This window comes from Actinacidiphila cocklensis, from assembly GCF_907177275.1.
GTDB classification, from domain to species: Bacteria; Actinomycetota; Actinomycetes; order Streptomycetales; family Streptomycetaceae; genus Actinacidiphila; species Actinacidiphila cocklensis.
The window spans coordinates 345,492-363,510 of record NZ_CAJSLV010000059.1 but is presented as its reverse complement, the minus strand read 5'-3'; the positions used below and the strand labels follow the sequence as shown (position 1 = coordinate 363,510).

At 71.8% G+C, this 18,019-nt stretch carries 19 protein-coding genes, 1 tRNA gene and 1 pseudogene; 7 read left to right on the top strand and 14 right to left on the bottom strand.

Translation table 11 applies throughout. The features are described 5' to 3' along the window. The first annotated feature begins 2 nt into the window (after positions 1-2). Together NFU81_RS20950 and NFU81_RS20945 are read left to right on the top strand one after the other, a co-directional pair. Positions 3-1,277: a bifunctional glycosyltransferase family 2/GtrA family protein gene (locus tag NFU81_RS20950; RefSeq protein ID WP_251492139.1), complete on the top strand. Its 1,275-nt coding sequence runs from the start codon at positions 3-5 to the stop codon at positions 1,275-1,277. After that, positions 1,274-3,394 carry an ArnT family glycosyltransferase gene (locus NFU81_RS20945; protein WP_251492137.1) on the top strand — a complete coding sequence of 707 codons (2,121 nt, stop codon included), beginning with the start codon at positions 1,274-1,276 and terminating at the stop codon, positions 3,392-3,394. Before NFU81_RS20950 ends, NFU81_RS20945 begins: the two co-directional genes overlap by 4 nt. A 159-nt stretch (positions 3,395-3,553) precedes the next feature. On the opposite strand, the gene NFU81_RS20940 is transcribed toward NFU81_RS20945, so the two are convergent. Both NFU81_RS20940 and NFU81_RS20935 read right to left on the bottom strand, forming a co-directional pair. Beyond that, positions 3,554-4,015, bottom strand: coding sequence for a PPOX class F420-dependent oxidoreductase (locus NFU81_RS20940; RefSeq protein ID WP_251492135.1), 462 nt, complete (start codon positions 4,013-4,015; stop codon positions 3,554-3,556). A 239-nt stretch (positions 4,016-4,254) separates the two neighbouring features. Next, a pseudogene (locus tag NFU81_RS20935) lies at positions 4,255-5,769 on the bottom strand (MDR family MFS transporter); the annotation flags it as partial. Positions 5,770-6,004: 235 nt separating this feature from the next. On the opposite strand from NFU81_RS20935, the gene NFU81_RS20930 reads away from it, so the two are divergent. Further along, positions 6,005-6,193: a hypothetical protein gene (locus tag NFU81_RS20930; RefSeq protein ID WP_251492133.1), complete on the top strand. Its 189-nt coding sequence runs from the start codon at positions 6,005-6,007 to the stop codon at positions 6,191-6,193. Positions 6,194-6,218: 25 nt separating this feature from the next. Here NFU81_RS20930 and NFU81_RS20925 read toward each other — a convergent pair whose 3' ends face one another. The 4 genes from NFU81_RS20925 to NFU81_RS20910 form a co-directional block, all read right to left on the bottom strand. After that, positions 6,219-7,058, bottom strand: a complete 840-nt coding sequence (locus tag NFU81_RS20925) for an RNA polymerase sigma factor SigF (RefSeq protein ID WP_251492131.1) — start codon at positions 7,056-7,058, stop codon at positions 6,219-6,221. 166 nt (positions 7,059-7,224) lie between these two features. Then, a complete protein-coding gene (locus NFU81_RS20920) occupies positions 7,225-8,022 on the bottom strand; it encodes an RNA polymerase sigma factor SigF (RefSeq protein WP_251492129.1) in 798 nt (265 codons plus the stop codon). Between the two features lie 214 nt (positions 8,023-8,236). After that, the gene (locus tag NFU81_RS20915; RefSeq protein ID WP_251492127.1) at positions 8,237-8,530 is read right to left on the bottom strand and encodes a Dabb family protein; all 294 of its coding nucleotides are present in this window, start codon (positions 8,528-8,530) and stop codon (positions 8,237-8,239) included. A gap of 23 nt (positions 8,531-8,553) precedes the next feature. Further along, positions 8,554-8,718, bottom strand: coding sequence for a hypothetical protein (locus NFU81_RS20910; protein ID WP_251492125.1), 165 nt, complete (start codon positions 8,716-8,718; stop codon positions 8,554-8,556). A gap of 159 nt (positions 8,719-8,877) precedes the next feature. On the opposite strand from NFU81_RS20910, the gene NFU81_RS20905 reads away from it, so the two are divergent. Further along, positions 8,878-9,846 carry an FAD-dependent oxidoreductase gene (locus NFU81_RS20905; protein WP_251492123.1) on the top strand — a complete coding sequence of 323 codons (969 nt, stop codon included), beginning with the start codon at positions 8,878-8,880 and terminating at the stop codon, positions 9,844-9,846. Positions 9,847-9,853: 7 nt separating this feature from the next. On the opposite strand, the gene NFU81_RS20900 is transcribed toward NFU81_RS20905, so the two are convergent. Then, positions 9,854-11,071, bottom strand: coding sequence for a GNAT family N-acetyltransferase (locus NFU81_RS20900; RefSeq protein WP_251492121.1), 1,218 nt, complete (start codon positions 11,069-11,071; stop codon positions 9,854-9,856). A gap of 180 nt (positions 11,072-11,251) precedes the next feature. Between NFU81_RS20900 and NFU81_RS20895 the strand changes: the two genes are divergently transcribed. Continuing rightward, positions 11,252-11,692 carry a peptidoglycan-binding protein gene (locus tag NFU81_RS20895; RefSeq protein WP_251492119.1) on the top strand — a complete coding sequence of 147 codons (441 nt, stop codon included), beginning with the start codon at positions 11,252-11,254 and terminating at the stop codon, positions 11,690-11,692. Between the two features lie 272 nt (positions 11,693-11,964). Here NFU81_RS20895 and NFU81_RS20890 read toward each other — a convergent pair. The 4 genes from NFU81_RS20890 to NFU81_RS20875 all read right to left on the bottom strand — a co-directional run bounded on the left by NFU81_RS20890 (position 11,965) and on the right by NFU81_RS20875 (position 13,572). Beyond that, a tRNA-Ser gene (locus tag NFU81_RS20890) sits at positions 11,965-12,051 on the bottom strand. A 40-nt stretch (positions 12,052-12,091) separates the two neighbouring features. Further along, positions 12,092-12,529: a nucleoside deaminase gene (locus NFU81_RS20885; protein WP_251492117.1), complete on the bottom strand. Its 438-nt coding sequence runs from the start codon at positions 12,527-12,529 to the stop codon at positions 12,092-12,094. A gap of 83 nt (positions 12,530-12,612) precedes the next feature. After that, entirely contained in the window at positions 12,613-13,152 is a 540-nt protein-coding gene (locus NFU81_RS20880) for a tRNA adenosine deaminase-associated protein (RefSeq protein WP_251492115.1), read from the bottom strand. 255 nt (positions 13,153-13,407) lie between these two features. Next, positions 13,408-13,572 (bottom strand): hypothetical protein, encoded by a 165-nt coding sequence (locus tag NFU81_RS20875; RefSeq protein ID WP_251492113.1) that lies wholly within the window; start codon positions 13,570-13,572, stop codon positions 13,408-13,410. Between the two features lie 158 nt (positions 13,573-13,730). Between NFU81_RS20875 and upp the strand changes: the two genes are divergently transcribed. Then, on the top strand, positions 13,731-14,366 hold the full coding sequence (gene upp, locus NFU81_RS20870) for a uracil phosphoribosyltransferase (protein ID WP_251492111.1): 636 nt from the start codon (positions 13,731-13,733) through the stop codon (positions 14,364-14,366). 52 nt (positions 14,367-14,418) lie between these two features. Here upp and NFU81_RS20865 read toward each other — a convergent pair whose 3' ends face one another. The 3 genes from NFU81_RS20865 to NFU81_RS20855 form a co-directional block, all read right to left on the bottom strand. Next, positions 14,419-15,078 (bottom strand): LytR C-terminal domain-containing protein, encoded by a 660-nt coding sequence (locus tag NFU81_RS20865; RefSeq protein ID WP_251492109.1) that lies wholly within the window; start codon positions 15,076-15,078, stop codon positions 14,419-14,421. Between the two features lie 21 nt (positions 15,079-15,099). Then, complete coding sequence (locus NFU81_RS20860) at positions 15,100-15,396, bottom strand: type II toxin-antitoxin system VapB family antitoxin (protein ID WP_033173270.1); 297 nt, start codon at positions 15,394-15,396, stop codon at positions 15,100-15,102. A gap of 166 nt (positions 15,397-15,562) precedes the next feature. Further along, positions 15,563-16,462, bottom strand: a complete 900-nt coding sequence (locus tag NFU81_RS20855) for a LysR family transcriptional regulator (protein ID WP_251492107.1) — start codon at positions 16,460-16,462, stop codon at positions 15,563-15,565. A gap of 147 nt (positions 16,463-16,609) precedes the next feature. Here NFU81_RS20855 and NFU81_RS20850 point away from each other — a divergent pair, with 147 nt between their 5' ends. After that, positions 16,610-18,016 (top strand): MFS transporter, encoded by a 1,407-nt coding sequence (locus tag NFU81_RS20850; protein WP_251492105.1) that lies wholly within the window; start codon positions 16,610-16,612, stop codon positions 18,014-18,016. The last annotated feature ends 3 nt before the right edge of the window (positions 18,017-18,019 follow it).

Below are 18,019 nucleotides of genomic sequence, written 5' to 3'. Positions count from 1 at the left end.
GTATGCGAAGCCCACTCGGCAACCTGCCCGCCCGGCAGCACCTGCCGGTCGCGGACGCCACGCTTGCGACCGGCACCCCGGTGCTGGACGTCGTCATTCCCGTGTACAACGAGGAGGACGACCTGGGCACCTGCGTCCGCCGCCTGCACGCCCACCTTTCCGCCACCTTCCCCTACCCGTTCCGCATCACCGTCGCGGACAACGCCAGCACCGACCTGACCCCCGCGGTCGCCAAGTCGCTGGCCGACGAACTGCCCGAGGTCGTCTGCTTCCGGCTGGAGCAGAAGGGCCGCGGACGCGCCCTGCGCACCGTCTGGACGGCGTCCGAGGCGCCCGTGCTGGCGTACATGGACGTGGACCTGTCCACCGACCTCAACGCGCTGCTGCCGCTGGTCGCCCCGCTCATCTCCGGGCACTCCGACCTGGCGATCGGCTCCCGTCTCGCCCGCTCCTCGCGGGTGGTGCGCGGCGCGAAGCGGGAGTTCATCTCGCGGGCCTACAACCTGATCCTGCGCGGCTCGCTCGCCGCCCGCTTCTCCGACGCCCAGTGCGGCTTCAAGGCGATCCGCGGCGACGTGGCGCAGCGGCTGCTGCCGATGGTCGAGGACAGCGGCTGGTTCTTCGACACCGAGATGCTGGTGCTCGCCGAACGCGCGGGCCTGCGCATCCACGAGGTGCCGGTCGACTGGGTCGACGACCCCGACAGCAGCGTCGACATCGTCAGGACCGCCACCGACGACCTGCGCGGCGTGTGGCGGGTCGGACGGGCGCTCACCACCGGGCAGTTGGCACTCGACCGGCTGCGCCGCCCCTTCGGCGACGACCCGCGCGACCGCGAACTGTCCGGTGTACCCGCGGGACTTGCCCGCCAAGTGGTCGGCTTCTGCGTCGTCGGGGTGCTGAGCACCCTGGTCTACCTCGCGCTCTTCTCGCTCTTCAGGACCGGCACCGGCTCCCAGGTCGCCAACGCGCTGGCCCTGCTGCTGTCCGCGCTGGGCAACACCGCAGCCAACCGGCGGCTCACCTTCGGGGTGCGCGGCCGCGACCGGGCGATGCGGCACCAGGCACAGGGCCTGGTGGTCTTCGCCATCGGCCTCGCCCTGACCAGCGGTTCGCTCGCCGCGCTGCACACCGCGACCGGCGCGCCCTCGCACGGCAGCGAGGTGGCGGTGCTGGTCGCGGCCAACCTCGCGGCGACCGTGCTGCGCTTCCTGCTCTTCCGGGCCTGGGTCTTCCCCGAGCCTTCCCCCACGACCTCCGACAGGAGTGCGCGATGACCGCGCTGACCCACGCGCCCGCCGCCCCCGCCGCCTCCCTCGGGCGGCGCACCTGGCGCGGCCGCCCCGACGACCCCGCATGGGCGAGGCCCGCACTGCTGGCCCTGCTGCTCGGCACGCTGGTCCTCTACCTGTACGACCTCGGCGCGTCCGGTTACGCCAACTCCTTCTACTCCGCGGCGGTCCAGGCGGGCAGCCAGAGCTGGAAGGCCTTCTTCTTCGGCTCCTCGGACGCCGCCAACTCCATCACCGTCGACAAGCCGCCGGCCGCACTGTGGCCGATGGCGCTGTCCGTGCGGCTCTTCGGCCTCGGCTCGTGGCAGATCCTGGTGCCCGAGGCGCTGATGGGCGTCGGCACGGTGGCGCTGCTGTACGCGGCCGTACGCCGCCGCTTCGGTGCCGCCGCCGGGCTCGTCGCCGGTGCGGTGCTCGCGGTGACGCCGGTCGCCGCGCTGATGTTCCGCTTCAACAACCCCGACGCGCTGCTGGCGCTGCTCATGGTCGCGACGCTCTACAGCGTGCAGCGCGCCCTGGAGGACGCCCGCACCAGGTGGCTGCTGGCCGCCGGTGCTCTGCTGGGCCTCGCCTTCCTCACCAAGACCCTGCAGGCCTGGCTGATCGTCCCGGTGCTCACCGTCGTCTACGCGGTCTGCGCGCCCACCCGGCTGCGCCGCCGGCTCCTGCAACTCCTCTACGCCGGCGGTGCGATGCTGCTGGCCGGCGGATGGTGGGTGGCGATCGTCGAGCTGTGGCCCGCGTCCTCCCGCCCCTACATCGGCGGCTCCCAGGACAACAGCTTCCTCGGCCTGACCTTCGGCTACAACGGCTTCGGCCGCATCACCGGCAACGAGACCGGCAGCGTCGGCGGCGGAGGCGGCCCGGGCGGCGGTGGCGGCATGTGGGGCGCCACCGGCATCAGCCGGCTCTTCACCGCCGACATGGGCGGGCAGATCGCCTGGCTGCTGCCGGCCGCGTTCGCGCTGCTGCTGGCCGGACTGTGGTTCACCCGGCGCGCGCCGCGCACCGACCTGGAACGGGCCGCGTTCCTCCTGTGGGGCGGCTCGCTGCTCGCCACCTTCGTGACCTTCAGCTTCATGTCCGGGATCTTCCACCAGTACTACAACATCGCGCTGGCGCCGTACATCGCGGCGGTCACCGGCATGGGCGCGGTGCTGGTGTGGCGGCGGCGCCGCTCGCCGCTCGGCGCCGTCGTGCTCGCCGCGACCGCCGCGGGCACCGGGGCGGTCTCCTACGTCCTGCTCGACCGCTCCCCGTCCTGGCACCCCTGGCTGCGGTACGCCGTCCTGGTCGTCGGCATCGCCGCCGCGGTGGCCTTCATCGCGGCGCCCTACGTGCGGTTCGCCGCGCTGGGCCGCGCGGCCGCGGTGCTCGGCCTTGCGGCGTCCCTCGGCGGACCCGTGGCCTACACCCTCGACACGGTGGCCACTCCGCACCAGGGCTCCATCATCACGGCAGGACCCGCAGTGGCCTCCGGCGGCTTCCCCGGAGGAGGCGGCGGTGGCCCGCGCGGGGCCATGCGCGGCGGCAACGGCACGTTCCCCGGTGCCCCCGGAGCCGGTGGCACCGCCCAGGCGCCTGGTGGCCAGGGACAGGCTCCCGGGCAGGGCCAGGGCCAGGGTCAGTTCCCCGGCCAGGGGCAGCTTCCCGGCAAGGGCGGCCAGACCGGGGGCGGCTTCGCGGGCGGTTTCCCCGGCGGCGGGGAAGGCGGCTTCGGTGGTGGCGGTGGCGGCGGTATGGGCGGCCTGCTGAACGGCGCCCAGGTCGGTTCCGCGATGACGGCACTGCTCAAGGCCGACGCCGGCCACTACACGTGGGTCGCCGCCGCGGTCGGCTCGCAGAACCAGGCCAGCTACCAGCTCGCCAGCGGTGAGCCGGTGATGTCCGTCGGCGGCTTCAACGGCAGCGACCCGTCTCCGACGCTGGCCCAGTTCAAGAAGTACGTGGCCGAGGGCCGCATCCACTACTTCATCGGTGGTGGAGGCATGGGCGGCGGCAGCATGGGCGGCTCCGGAGCCGCCTCCGCGATCACGTCCTGGGTCGAATCCACGTACACGGCCAAGACGGTCGGCTCGACCACGGTCTACGACCTGTCCTGACCCCGCAGTTCCCCGCGCCCCTGACGGCCCGCCCTCTGCGAGGAGGACGACCGTTCTCCAGGGGCGCGGGGCCCCAGGCGACGGCGAGCCCGGTCACCCAGCAGGGGAAGGTCCCGGAGCAGGCCCAGCCCGGCAGGGCGGGAGGACCCGGGCGCAGGGCTACGCCAGACGTGCGGGGAAGCCGCCCGTGGCGAGGGGACCCCAGCGTTCCGGGGTGATCCGGATGAGCGACTTGCCCTGCCGGAGCATCGCTTCGCGGTACTCCGCCCAGTCCGGGTGCTCACCGCTGATGTTGCGGAAGTACTCCACGAGCGGCTCGACGGCCTCCGGCACGTCGAGCACCTCCGCGGTGCCGTCGACCTGCACCCACGGCCCGTTCCACTCGTCCGACAGGACGACGACGCTGACCCGCGGGTCGCGCCGCGCGTTGCGGGTCTTGGCGCGTTCGGGGTAGGTCGACACGACGATGCGCCCGGAGTCGTCGACCCCGCACGTGAGCGGCGAGCCCTGAGGGCGCCCGTCCGCGCGGGTGGTGAGGAGGATCGCCCGGTGCCTCGGGCGTACGAAGTCGAGGAGCTCTTCCCGCGATACCGCGGTGTTCGTGGCGATGTTGGGAGCCATGCCCGCACTCTACGTCGCGCCCCCGCGCGCACGCGGTCAGGCCGACCGGCATGAGGGGGCGGGCCGCCCGGGGAAGAGCGAGTGGGTACCGGCGGCGGCGTCGGCCGTCCCCTGCCTCCGCCGTCGCCGGTACCCGGGGCCTGGTGTCCAGGCCCTACCCGCACCTCCGTGCCTGGACCTCTCCGCAGGGGACGCAGGCCGGGTGGACGGGAATCAATGCCCTGCTGCCGTCACTCCTCGGCCGCCGCGCCCGGTGCGGCCTGCTGCAGACCGCTGTGGGTGCGCAGGGCCACCTCCTTGACGAAGACGACCAGCAGGAAGGACAGCAGCGCGAAGGGCGCCGCGTAGAGGAAGACGTCGCCGATGCCGTGCCCGTACGCGCTCTCGACCACACCGCGGACCGGCGCGGGCAGGGTCGCGACGTCGGGGATGCCGCCGCTGTCCCCGGCCGAGGCCTTGACGTGCAGCGCGGCCAGGCCGTCGGAGACGAAGTGGGTGACGCGGTTGCCGAGGACGGCGCCGAGCGCGGTGACGCCGACCGCGCCGCCGAGCGAGCGGAAGAAGGTCACCAGCGAGCTGGCGGCGCCGAGGTCCGCGGTGGAGACCTGGTTCTGCACGGCGAGGACCAGGTTCTGCATCATCATGCCGACGCCGAGGCCGAGCAGCGCCATGTAGACGGCGACCTCCCAGTACGGGGTGTCGTAGCGGATCAGGCCGAGCGTCGCGGAACCCGCGGTGAGCAGCAGGCCGCCGGCGACCAGGAAGGCCTTCCAGCGCCCGGTGCGGGTGATGATCTGGCCGGTGACCGTCGAGGCGACGAACAGCCCGCCGATCAGCGGGATCGTCATGATGCCCGACATGGTGGGGGTGCAGTCGCGGGCCAGCTGGAAGTACTGGCTGAGGAAGACCGTGCCGGCGAACATCGCGACGCCGACGAAGAGGCTGGCCAGCGAGGTCAGGGTGATGGTCTTGTTGCGGAACAGCCGCAGCGGCACGATCGGCTGCTCGGCCCGCGACTCGACGTAGAGGAAGACGAAGCCGAGCAGGACGGCGGCGGGCACCATGACGTACGACTGCCACGACAGCCATGCGTAGTTCTGGCCGGCCAGCGACACCCAGATCATCAGCAGCGACACCGCGGCGGTGATGAAGAAGGCGCCGGCCCAGTCGATGGTGACCTTTCGCCGGACCACCGGCAGGTGCAGCGTCTTCTGCAGCACGATCAGCGCGATGACGGCGAAGGGCACGCCGACGTAGAAGCACCAGCGCCAGCCGAGCGCGGAGTCGACGATGACGCCGCCGACCAGCGGGCCGCCGACGGTGGCGACGGCGAAGGTGGCGCCCAGGTAGCCGCTGTAGCGGCCGCGCTCGCGGGGCGAGATCATCGCGGCCATGATCACCTGGGTGAGCGCGGAGAGCCCGCCCGCGCCGACGCCCTGGACCAGCCGGCAGCCGATCAGCATCCCGGGGCTGGTGGAGAAGCCGGCCACGACGGACCCGAGAACGTAGATCACCAGCGAGAGCTGGATCAGCAGCTTCTTGCTGAACAGGTCGGAGAGCTTGCCCCAGATCGGGGTGGTGGCCGTGACGGCGAGCAGCGAGGCGGTCACGACCCAGGTGTACGCGCTCTGGCCGCCGCCGATGTCGGCGAGGATGCGTGGCAGGGCGTTGGAGACGATGGTCGACGACAGGATCGCCACGAAGAGCCCGAGCAGCAGCCCGGAGAGGGCTTCCATGATCTGCCGGTGAGACATGGCCGCCCCACCCGACGGGTCGGGCAGGGTGCTGGTCTTCGCTGTCGTCCCGGCGTTGCCGGGGTTGTCGGGGAGCGCGTCGCTCCGGGTCGACGGGGTCGCCATCAGGCCTCCACTTAATTGCCTGAAGCAACCATAGGACCAGATGGTTGTATACGGCAAGTTCTGTGGGCCGGCTGTGGTGCACGCCACGGGGGGTGCGGGGGATTCCGCTGACACGCTAGGGTCAGGCGGCATGTCGAACAACCCTGAGAACAACTACGACCCGGCCGGCAGCACCCAGATGTTCCGGGCCTTCGTCGATGAGCAGCAGCCGGCCGCAGAGGTGCAGCGGGCGCAGGCCCGACCCCGTACCGGGCTGATCATCGGACTGGTCGTCGCGCTGGTCGTCATTGTCGGAGTGGTCGCCCTCGCCCTGAAGTAAGGCGCCCGACCACTCCGTCCCGACGTCATCCTTCTGCGGTCAGGCCCTCGCGCAGCTGGGCCAGTGTGCGGGTCAGCAACCGGGAGACGTGCATCTGGGAGATGCCGACCTCCTCGCCGATCTGCGACTGCGTCATGTTCGCGAAGAACCGCAGCATGATGATCTGGCGCTCACGCGGCGGCAGTTGGGCCAGGAGTGGCTTGAGCGACTCGCGGTACTCGACGCCTTCGAGTGCGGTGTCCTCGTAGCCGAGCCGGTCGGCGAGGGTGCCCTCGCCGCCGTCGTCCTCGGGCGGCGGGGAGTCGAGCGAGCTGGCCGTGTAGGCGTTGCCCACGGCCAGGCCGTCGACCACGTCCTCCTCGGTCACGCCGAGGCACAGGGCGAGTTCCGCCACGGTCGGCGAGCGGTCGAGCCGCTGGGACAGCTCGTCGCTGGCCTTGGTGAGGGCCAGCCGCAGCTCCTGGAGCCGTCGCGGTACCCGGACCGACCAGGAGGTGTCGCGGAAGAACCGCTTCACCTCGCCGACGATGGTCGGCATCGCGAACGTGGGGAATTCCACCCCGCGCTCGCAGTCGAAGCGGTCGATGGCTTTGATCAGGCCGATCGTGCCGACCTGGACGATGTCCTCCATCGGCTCGTTGCGGCTGCGGAAGCGGGCCGCCGCGTAACGCACGAGCGGGAGGTTCAGCTCGATGAGCGTGTCGCGTACGTAGGTGCGTTCCGGGCTGTCCACCGGCACTTCCGCAAGTCGCAGGAAGAGCGAGCGGGACAGCGTACGGGTGTCGATGGCCTCGCCGTGAAGAGCATCGTGCGGTGCGTCGGTGGTACTGCGGAGCACCTTGGGACTGCCCACCTGTACGGACATGCCACCCCCTTGAGGTCGCGGACGGGTGTCGCGAGCGACGTTGTTCCTCCACTGGAATACCGGAGGTGCGCTCGCGACAAACGCGGTATCCGCAGAATGTCACATGTCGGCAACACGCTGTAGCGCCAAGTCGACATATCTGTGCAGGTGGCTTAATCCCCATCGGTTACGCTTCGAGCTGGTTTGCGGATCTCAGCCGGGCGAAGCTGCGGGACAGCAGCCGGGACACGTGCATCTGGGAAACCCCCAGCTCAGCGCTGATCTGGGACTGGGTCAGGTTGCCGAAGTAGCGCAGCAGCAGAATCCGGCGCTCCCGTTCCGGAAGCTGCACCAGAAGATGCCGGACCAGATCGCGGTGCTCGACGCCGGACAGCGCCGGGTCCTCGTAGCCGAGCCGGTCGAGCAGCCCGGGTGCGCCATCGCCCTCCTGTGCGGCCTCCAGTGACGTCGCGTGATACGCCCGGCCCGCCTCCAGGCAGGCCAGCACCTCGTCCTCCGACAGCTTCAGCCGCTCGGCGATCTCGGCGGTGGTGGGGGATCTGCCGTGCAGTACGGTCAGGTCCTCGATCGCCCCGCTGACCTGCACCCACAGCTCGTGCAGCCGGCGCGGTACGTGCACGGTCCGCACGTTGTCACGGAAGTAGCGCTTGATCTCGCCGACCACGGTCGGCATCGCGAAGGTCGGGAACTGCACCCCGCGGTCCGGGTCGAACCGGTCGATCGCGTTGATCAGGCCGATCGTGCCGACCTGGACCACGTCCTCCATCGGCTCGTTGCGGCTGCGGAAGCGGGCCGCCGCGTACCGCACCAGCGGCAGGTTGACCTCGATGAGCGCGGCGCGGACCCGGGTGTGCTCGGGTGTGCCGGGTTCCAGTGTGCGGATCTGTTCGAACAGCACCTGCGTGAGTGCCCGTGCGTCCGCCGCGTTGGTGCTCGGGGTACGGGTCCTTCCGCGCGGATACATCGTTGACGCCGTACGGGCCGGCATCGGCACATCACACCCCACACTGGTCGACTCGTCCGGCAAAAGCGGTCATAGCATCACAATTCATGTGCTGTGTGTGCAAGCACCGCATATTGCCGTGTTGTACAACCGGAGTGCGCCCCGCCCGCGAAGAAGCCCCCCGCCGGACCCGGCAGGGGGCTCACGATGGGCCCGCGGCGGCGCGGGCCGGGGCTCAGATCTCGTAGTCGGCGATCACCCAGGTGGCGAATCCGGCCCAGGGTGCGACCGCGGCCTGATGCGCCGGGTGTTCGAGGTACCGCACCAGGGCGTCGCCGTCCGCGACAGAGGAGTTGATCGCGAAGTCGTAGGCGATCGGCCGGTCGCTGACGTTCCAGCCGCACTCCCAGGACTCGACCTCGGGCACCAGCCCACCCAGCTCGGCGAACCCGCGTGCCCCGTCCACCACCCGCGGCTCGTCCCGCGAGACGCCCTCGTTGAGCTTGAACAGCACCAGATGCCGGATCATCGAACCCCTCGCTCGCTGTCGTGCTAGTTGACCAGGTCGTGCATGAACTGCCCGATGCTCTTCGCCGCGTTCGATATCCCGACGAAACCCACCTGCACAAGATCGGCTGCCCGGGCGGGCTGGTTGATGATCGTGTAGAGCACGAAGATCACCATCACGTACGTGGCGACCTTCCTCGCCTGCGCCATGCTCCCTTGCCCTCCCCAGCCGCAGTTACGCACCAACGGTCACAAGTGTGCAATCCACAGAGTCTATCCATCAGTCGGCGCAATCAGGTGCTCACCCAGCCTCTTGATCCTATGAACGCCATGTCCGCCGCCCACGGCAGGTTGTGCCATCGTCATCCCATGGCGAAGGCGACCCGTCCGGCCCGCCCCGACGTCCTGGTCATCGGCGCGGGCGTCACCGGCCTGACCACCGCCGTCTGCCTGGCCGAGGACGGCCTCACCGTGCGGGTGGACTCCGACCTGCCGCCCGGCGCCACCACCTCGGCCGCCGCGGGGGCGGCCTGGGACCCCTTCATGATCGAGCCGCAGGACCGGGTCAGGCAGTGGAGCGAGATCTCCCTCGCGGACTTCGCCTCCCTGGCCGACCGGCCGCAGACCACCGGCGTACGGCTGGTGAGCGGGACGCACCAGTCCCTGGTGCCGCGCACCGCTCCCGACTGGACCGGCACCGTCGGCGCGCAGGCCTGCACCCCCGCTGAGCTGCGGCCCGGCTACGCCGTCGGGTGGCGCTACACCGCCCCGGTGATCGACATGCCCCACTACCTCGGCTACCTGGTGCGGCGGCTCGCCGCGGCCGGCGGCCGGCTGCGCACGCGGCGCTACGGCTCCCCGGCCGAGGCGCTGGCCGAGGCGCCCGTGGTGGTCAACTGCTCGGGCAGCGGCGCGCGGGCACTGGTGCCCGATCCGGCGACCACCGTGGTCCGCGGCCAGATCGCGGTGGTCGAGAACCCCGGCATCACGGAGTTCTTCTGCGACGACACCCCGGACGCCGAGGAACTGGTCTACGCCTACCCGCACGGCGACACCCTCGTGCTCGGCGGCACCGCGGAGCCGGGCGTCTGGGACCTGCGGCCCGACCCGTCGGCGACCGCCGCGATCATCCGGCGCTGCGCCGCCGTGCTTCCGCAGGTGCGGGACGCGGCGGTGCTCGCCGCCCGGGTCGGCCTGCGGCCGGTGCGCCCCCAGGTGCGGCTGGCGGCCGATCCCACCGCACACGGGCGGCTGCTGCACAACTACGGGCACGGCGGCGCGGGGGTCACCGTGTCCTGGGGCTGCGCCAGGGAGGTGGCCGCCCTGCTGCGCGGCTGACGGCCGGTCACTGCCTGATCTGCCACACCCGCCTGGGCTCGGGGACCCCGGACTCCGCGCCGCGCCGGAAGAGGTAGACCACGGTCCGCGCCGCGAGGGCGGCCATCAGGACGGTCGTCGAGGGCCAACTGGGAAGCCCGGCGGCCACGGTGACCACGCCGGCGGCCGGCCCCAGGCTGGTGACCGCGGCCAGCGCCGTGGCCCACGGCGTCCACCGGAAGCGGTGCGCGATCGAGAACCCGGACCGCTCGTAGACGGCGAGGCCCACGCTGAAGGCCAGTCCGGTCAGGACCGTCAGCCAGGTCGAGTCGGTCAGCTGCGCGTACGTGATCGGCAGCGAGGCGAGGAACGGCAGGACACCGCCGTACTCGGACAGCACGTTGCCCCACTTCATGATCCGCCCGAAGGCGTTGGAGCGTATCCGGGCCAGCTCACCGGCGGCGCTGGCGTAGATGATCAGCGACATGGTGGTGACGAAGGTGGCCACGATCAGCAGCAGCCGCACATCGTCGGGGTAGTGCGAGGAGGCGAAGGAGAAGCCGACCAGGAAGGTCAGCGAGGCGAGCACCGAGCCGGAGAAGGCCACGCCGGCCTGGGCCTCGCCGGACTGCAGAGCCGACGGGTCGTCCCGTTCGAACCGCGATATCTCGAAGGCCGGTTCGCCGGAGAGCACCGCGAGCGCGGTCACCGCGTGGTCGTCGCGGGACGCGAGCGAGTCGACCAGCTGCTCGGTGTCGGCCACCGGGACGAGGTGGCCGGTGCCGGGGTCGAGGTAATCCACCCGCTCCTTGTGCTGGAAGTACAGCTGCAGCGACCGCCCGCCGGGCCCGGTCCGCATGGTCCGGGTGCCGAGGAAGCCGTGCGACAGCAGCAGGCCCGCGACCGCCGTCGCCGCGGGGTCGGCGACGCAGGACACGGTGCCGCCGCCCGCCTCGGTCTCCCGCGCCTCGTCGAGCACCAGGCCGAGCAGCGCCGAGGCCACCCCGCGCCGGCGGTGGCCGCGGCGGACGCCTATGCAGGACAGCCGGACATGGTGCGGGAGCGGGTGTTCCAGCACGGCGTAGCCCACCAGGGCGCCTTGTAATTCGGCGACCCTGACCCGCCCCTCCCGTACGGCCTCTTCGAGCGCCGCCCCGCCGTGGCCGTCAGGCCCTTGCAGCTCCGCCGCCAGGTCGAGCACCGCCACCACGTCCGGTTCGCCGGCCGTCCTCGTCGTCGCACTCATCGCGACCGCCCCTCCCCCTCCCGGTGCCCGTGGAGCGGGCCGGGTCACAACGACGGAGAGCATAGGCGAGCGAGCCGCAGGGTGGGTAGAATATTCGCCGCGCAATTCGGCCACCGGGTTTTCCACCGCGGCCCATCTCTCCCGGTTGTTCGCTCCAACGGGTCGTTTTACGGTGGACATATGACCCAGACAACACAGACCTACGTAGTGAAATCAGGTGACACGCTCACCTCCATCGCAGCCCACTTCCACACGACGCCGGAGCTGCTGGCGAAGTGGAACAACATCCCCAACCCGAACATCATCAAGGTGGGCCAGAAGCTGCTCGTCTCGGCGCCCGGCGGCTCCAGCCCCCCGCCGGTCTCCACCAACCAGCCGTTCCCTGGTAAGGACTTCTTCAACCAGGCACCCCAGAGCCCCATCATCGTCGCCATGGACGAGCGGCTCATCGAGGAGGGCTGCTCGAAGTTCACCGAGCCGCCCGACGACAGGTGGTCGCAGGAGGACCGGGAATCCTACGCCATGTGGCAGCAGAAAATCGGATTCTCCGGAAGTGACGCGGACGGAATGCCCGGCAAGATCTCCTGGGACCGGCTCCGCGTTCCTGCGGCAGCACCGTGAACAATCCGGACGCGGTAATTCAATGCCGTACGGCATTGGCCGCGCCGGAGCTGTGAGCGGTGATTCCGGAATGGCCGGAGCGGCTCCCGTCATGGCGGGAACCGTCACCATTCCTGCATTCCTGCCATTCCCGGCATTCGTGACATGACGGCCGCGGCGCCCGCGACGGACCTCCACGCCGCCGGCGACGGGGACGGGGACGGGACGGGGACGCAGAACGCACTCGACCACCCGCGGATGCCCGCGGGTGGTCGAGTGCGTTCTGCTCAGAGCGGTAGCGGTGGGATTTGAACCCACGGAGGAGTTGCCCCCTCACACGCTTTCGAGGCGTGCTCCTTAGGCCGCTCGGACACGCTACCGAGAGAGATCCTAGCCCACGCCGACGGTGTGCCGAAATCGTTAGCGGGCGGGTGGCCGGAAGAAGTGGCTGAGGAGGGTCGCCGCGGGGCCGGGGAGGACGCCGGAGACCACCTCGGGGCGGTGGTTGAGACGGCGGTCGCGGATCAGGTCCCACAGGGAGCCGGCGGCTCCCGCCTTGGCGTCGGTGGCCGCGTAGACCACCCGGTCGAGGCGGGACTGGACGATCGCGCCCGCGCACATCGAGCACGGTTCGAGGGTGACCACCAGGGTGCAGCCGGTCAGCCGCCACTCGCCGGTGGCCTCGGCGGCCCTGCGGATGGCCAGGATCTCGGCGTGGGCGGTCGGGTCGCCGGTGGCCTCGCGTTCGTTGCGGGCGCGGGCGAGCACGGTCGTACCGTCCGCGGACAGCACGACCGCGCCCACCGGGACGTCGCCGGTGAGCGGGGCGTGTTCGGCCTCCGCCAGGGCCAGCCGCATGGCGGCGGTCCACGGGTCGCGTACCGGGTCTGCCGGCTGCGCCCCGTCCCCTGGCGGAGGTTCCGATGCCGGTGGGTGTGCTGTCAGCGGACCGCCTCCAGTACGTCGGCACAGCCCAGCGCCTCGGCGATCTCGCCCAGCGCCTCCCCGGTGAGCGCCCCGTCGCCGCTGAGTGCCAGCAGCTCCAGGGTGCTCATCCCCAGGTCGGCGAGCAGATCGGTCTCGCCGAGCGGGCCGGTCGGCACATGGTCGTCAGAGGCGCCCGCCACGGCGTCCTCGTCGTCGTCGGTTTCGCCGTCCTCGGTGCCGTCGAGGTCGACCAGGTCGTCGAGGTCCTCCGGGTCGCGGCCCAGCACCTCGTCCGTGAGAAGGATCTCTCCGTACGAGCTGCGGGCGGCGGCTGCCGCGTCGGACACGTAGATCCTGGGGTCCTCTTCACCGTCGACCCGGATGACGCCGAACCAGGCGTCCTCCTGCTCGATGAAGACCAGAACCGTTTCCTCCTCGTCGCCGGCCGCGCGGGCCAGATCGCTCAGATCGGCGAGGGTTTCCACATTGTCGAGATCGGGTTCGCTCGCGTGCCAACCGTCCTCGGTGCGCGCGAGCAGTGCGGCGAAGTACACCGTGACTCTCCCACTGGTCTCAGGCCGTCCGGACCGGGTGGGGGCCGCTTTCCACTTCTGTCGGCCCCGCCCATCGGCATCGTGGCAGAAACCGGGGCGTTGCGAAGGGTCTTCGGCACTGCGACGTGCCAGGTCTTCGTCACTTCTGCGAGATTCGGCGATCTTGTACGGCCATTGTGGGGGTGCGGAGGTCACCCGGAGGTCACCGAGTGGTCACGCTGCGCGCCCACGGTGTGTGGTGCGGATCACGGACATTCACCAGCGGAAGGTCCGCATCCGCATCTGCTGCCGCATGCGTGCGGCGCGGGCCTTGCGGGGCTGGACCCGGTCGCGCAGCTCCTTGGCCTCGTTCAGCTCCCGCAGGAACAGGGCGCGCTTGCGGCGGCGCTCCAGATCGCGTTCGTCGTCCTGGTCCGCCATGGGCACCCACCATCCCCGGGTCCGGTTCGCCCGGGTGACGCGCCGGGCGTACTGACCAAGTTTCCCTCTTACGGGCGGTTTACCCCACCGGCGGCGTACGAGCCGCCGGTGAAGCGGGGCTGGCAGAGTCCCCGGGGGCGGCGGATACAGTCATCGGTATGCGTCTCCACGTTGTCGACCACCCGCTGGTCGCGCACAAGCTCACCACCCTGCGCGACGAGCGCACCGACTCACCGACCTTCCGGCGACTCGCCGACGAGCTGGTCACCCTGCTCGCCTACGAGGCGACCCGCGACGTCAGGACCGAGCAGGTCGACATCCGCACCCCCGTCGCGCCGACCACCGGCGTGCGGCTGTCGTACCCGCGGCCCCTGGTGGTGCCGATCCTGCGTGCCGGGCTCGGCATGCTCGACGGCATGGTCAGGCTGCTGCCGACCGCCGAGGTCGGCTTCCTCGGCATGGTGCGCGACGAGAAGACCCTGGAGGCCAGGACGTACGCCACCCGGATGCCCGACGACCTGTCCGGCCGGCAGGTCTACGTGGTGGACCCGATGCTGGCCACCGGCGGCACCCTGGTCGCGGCGATCAACCTGCTGATCGAGCTGGGCGCCGACGACGTCACCGCGCTGTGCCTGCTGGCCGCCCCCGAGGGCGTCGAGGTGATGGAGCGCGCGCTGGCGGGCAAGCCGGTCACCGTGGTCACCGCGGCGGTGGACGAGCGGCTCAACGAGCGCGGCTTCATCGTCCCCGGCCTCGGCGACGCGGGCGACCGCCTCTACGGCACCGCGAGCTAGCGGCCTGGCCTGTCCGCCCGCGATGGCGGGCGGACAGGCGGAGTGTCCGGCGTCAGCGGGCGGTCGGAGTCGCGGTCGCGCAGGTGGGCTTGGGTGCCGGCGGGTTCGCCGCGGTGATCCGGGCCTTGGCCGCGTCGGCCGGGGTGGCCAGCGCGGTGAAGGCCGTACCGATCATCAGGTCGACGCTCTTGTCCTTGCGGGTCGGATCGATCTTCACCGTCGAACCCGCCACCTGGGTGCCGGCCTCCCGGGCGGCCGCCTCGGCGGCGGGACCCGCCACGATCAGCGCCGTCTGGATGACCTTCTTGTCGTACGGCGCCGGTGCGTTGCCGAACTTGCTCACCTTGAAGCCGCGTTTGGCCAGCTCGTCCGCGGTGGTCTTGGCGAGGCCGCCCCGCACGGTGGCGTTGTAGACGTTCATCGTCACGCCGGCCGGCTGCGGCAGCGCCATCGCCTTCAGCGCGCGCGACGGCGTCGCCGCCGGGGCGCAGGGACGGCTCTGCGGGGCCGCGTTCGCCTTGGTGTCCCCGTCGTCTCCGGTGAAGACGTGGAAGAGCTGCAGCGCGCCCCAGCCGAACAGGCCCAGCACGACGACCGAGGCGACGAGTGCGGCCACGAGGCGACCGCGCTTTCTGGGTCGCCGCATCCGCGGGTACGTGTCCCCGGTGACTCGGTACTTACCGCCCATCCCAGAGGGCGTCAGCATGCTCATGAGCGCAGCGTAAGCGGATTGTCAGTCCATCTCCAGGACCCGGGCATGGAGCACTTGACGCTGCTGCAGTGCGGCGCGTACCGCCCGGTGCAGGCCGTCTTCCAGATAGAGATCACCCTGCCATTTGACGACATGTGCGAAGAGGTCGCCATAGAAGGTGGAGTCCTCGGCGAGCAGCGTCTCCAGGTCGAGCTGTCCCTTGGTGGTCACCAACTGGTCCAGCCGCACGGGTCGGGGGGCGACGTCCGCCCACTCACGCGTACTCACCCGGCCGTGGTCCGGGTACGGCCGAGTGCTTCCGATGCGCTTGAAGATCACACGGAAAGCCTACCGGTCCGGCTTGTGCGGGCGCAGCAGTGGCGCCGCGGTGCGATGCCGCCAAAAGGCGCATATCGGGATGGGATGGGTCCAGGTCGTGACACGAAAGGGCGCTGTTCCGCCCGCCTCTGACGGATACCCACCCTCTGCGGGGCCTGGGAAGGCCTCAGGTCGCCGCGTAGAGGAGGGCGCGGGTGGTGGGGTGGGAGGCCGACGAGGGGGGCCAGGTGAGGCGGAGATGGAGGGTGGGCAGGGGGAGGTGGAGGGCGACGAGGGTGCCGGCGGCGAGGTCGGGCGTGACCGCGAAGGCGGGGAGGAGGGCGAGGCCCACGCCCTGCCTGGCCCAGGCCCGCATGACGGCGACGCTCCCGGCCTGGACGCGTTCGACGGCAGGGCCGAAGAGCCGGTCGGCGGCCAGCGCGAAGGAGCAGGAGGACGCGGTGTTGACCAGCAGCCGCTGCCCGTCGAAGTCCCCGGGGGAAAGTCCGGCGGTACCGGCATACGGGTGGTCGGGCGGGCCGACCAGGACCAGCGGGACCGGATCCAGGTCGAGGAATTCCAGCGGGCCGGCAGCGGGCACGGGGAAACCCAGGTCGCCGAGGGCGTTCCCGGTGTCCAGCACCAGCGCGGCGTCCAGCTCTCCGGCGCCCACCGCGGTGAGCAGCGCGTCGCGGGACGGCTCCGAGCGGACCTCGACCCGCAGCCCGGGGCGCCGGGCGGCCAGCCGGTCCAGGATTCCCGGCACCAGTTCCGCGGCGATCGACTCCAGCGCCCCCAGCCGCACGCTGGTGACCTCGCGGGCCGCGGCGTCGACGGCGACCACCTCGCGGCGGGCCTGCTCGGCCTGGTCGAGCAGCCGCCCGGCCCAGGAGAGCAGCCGCTCGCCCGCATCGGTGGTGCGCATGCCGCGCGGGTCGCGGACGAAGAGCTGGACGCCCAGCGACTTCTCCAGCGTGCGGACGGCCTGGGACACCGACGACGGCGCCAGGCCGAGGGCGACGGCGGCGTCCGTGACGCTGCCCTCGCGCACGACGGCCTCGAAGGTCCGCAGCTGACGCAGTTCCATCGCTCACTTCCCGTTTCGGTGCGTTCGGCGCGGCCGAACGCAGGGTGCGGCCAAGCCGGTGGAGGCGGTGTGCGGCCCGGCCGCACCCTGGCAGGCGTTTCCCCCTGAACCTGCGATCCGGGCCGGTCCCGGACGACCGGAGTGGTGATGCCTGGCATGTCCCCCGACCCGAAACCGTACGCGCTTGCGGGTATCGCGCTCGGCTACTTCATGGTGCTCCTCGACATGACCGTGCTGTCGGTCGCGGAGCCCGACCTCGCGCACGCGCTGGGCGGCTCGGTGGCCGGCCTGCAGTGGGCGGTGACCGGCTACACGGTCGCCTTCGGCGCGCTGCTGCTGTCGGCGGGGGCGGCCGCAGACCGCTTCGGCGCGCACCGGCTCTTCCGCGGCGGTGTCGCCGTCTTCGGCGCCGGGTCGCTGCTGTGCGCGGCGGCGCAGGGGCTGTGGACGCTGGTCGTGCTGCGTGCGGTGCTCGGCGCCGCGGCGGCGGCCTGCGTGCCCAGCTCGATGGCGCTGATCACCCGGCTCTACCCGGACCCCGCCAGGCGCGGCCGTGCGGTCGCGGTGTGGGCGGCGGTCAGCGGGGCCGCGCTCGCCGCCGGGCCGATCGTGGGCGGGCTGCTGGTGGGGCTGGCCGGATGGCGGGCCGTCTTCCTCGTCAACGTGCCGATCGCCGCGCTCACCCTCGCCCTGGTGTCGGGGAACGCCGTGCGCTGCCCCGCCGCTCCCGCCCGGCGCATCGACCGTACGGGGCAGGCGCTGGCCTGCGCCGCGCTGGCGCTGGGCACGGACGCGCTGATCGCGTCCGGGGGGCGGCACTGGGCGCACACCGCGTGGTCGTGCGGCGCGGCAATTGCCGCGGGCGGCCTCTTCGCGCTGCGGGAGGCCCGCAGTACCTCGCCCGTGCTGTCGGGGGCGGTGCTGCGGGCGCCCGGCATGGGGGCGATGCTGCTGGCCGGTGCGGCGGTCGGGTTCACGCTCACCGGCGTGCTGTTCGTGCTGCCGCTGCTGCTCCAGCAGCACCTCGGCTACAGCGCCGTCGGCACCGGCCTGGCCTTCCTGCCGATGACGCTGCCGACCGCCTTCAACCCGCTGCTCACCGGGCGCATCGTCGCCCGTGTCGGGCCGCGCGGGCCGGTCCTGGCCGGGCTGTGCCTGCTCACCGCGGGCGCCGCCGCCATGGGCGCCGCGGTGTGGACGGGGGCGCCCTACGCGCTGCTCGCGGCCGGGCTCGCCGCGGCCGGTTTCGGGGTGTCCTTCGCGCTGCCCGCGCTCACCACCGCGGTCATCGCCCTCGCGCCCGACGGCGCGGCAGGGGCAGCGGGCGGTCTCTTCAACGCCCTGCGGCAACTCGGCGCCACCATGGGCGTCGCCGTTCTCGGCGCCTTCGTCACGGTCGGCCCGCACCGGGGGACGGGCCGCGCCGACCACGGTGTGGCGGGGGCACTGCTGGTGGCCGCCGCGGTGTGCGCCGCGGCGGCGGCCATTGCCGCGGCCGGACGGCGTACGCCCAGGGACGCGGCCGCCCCGGTCCTCGCCCCGGCCCGGCGCTGACCA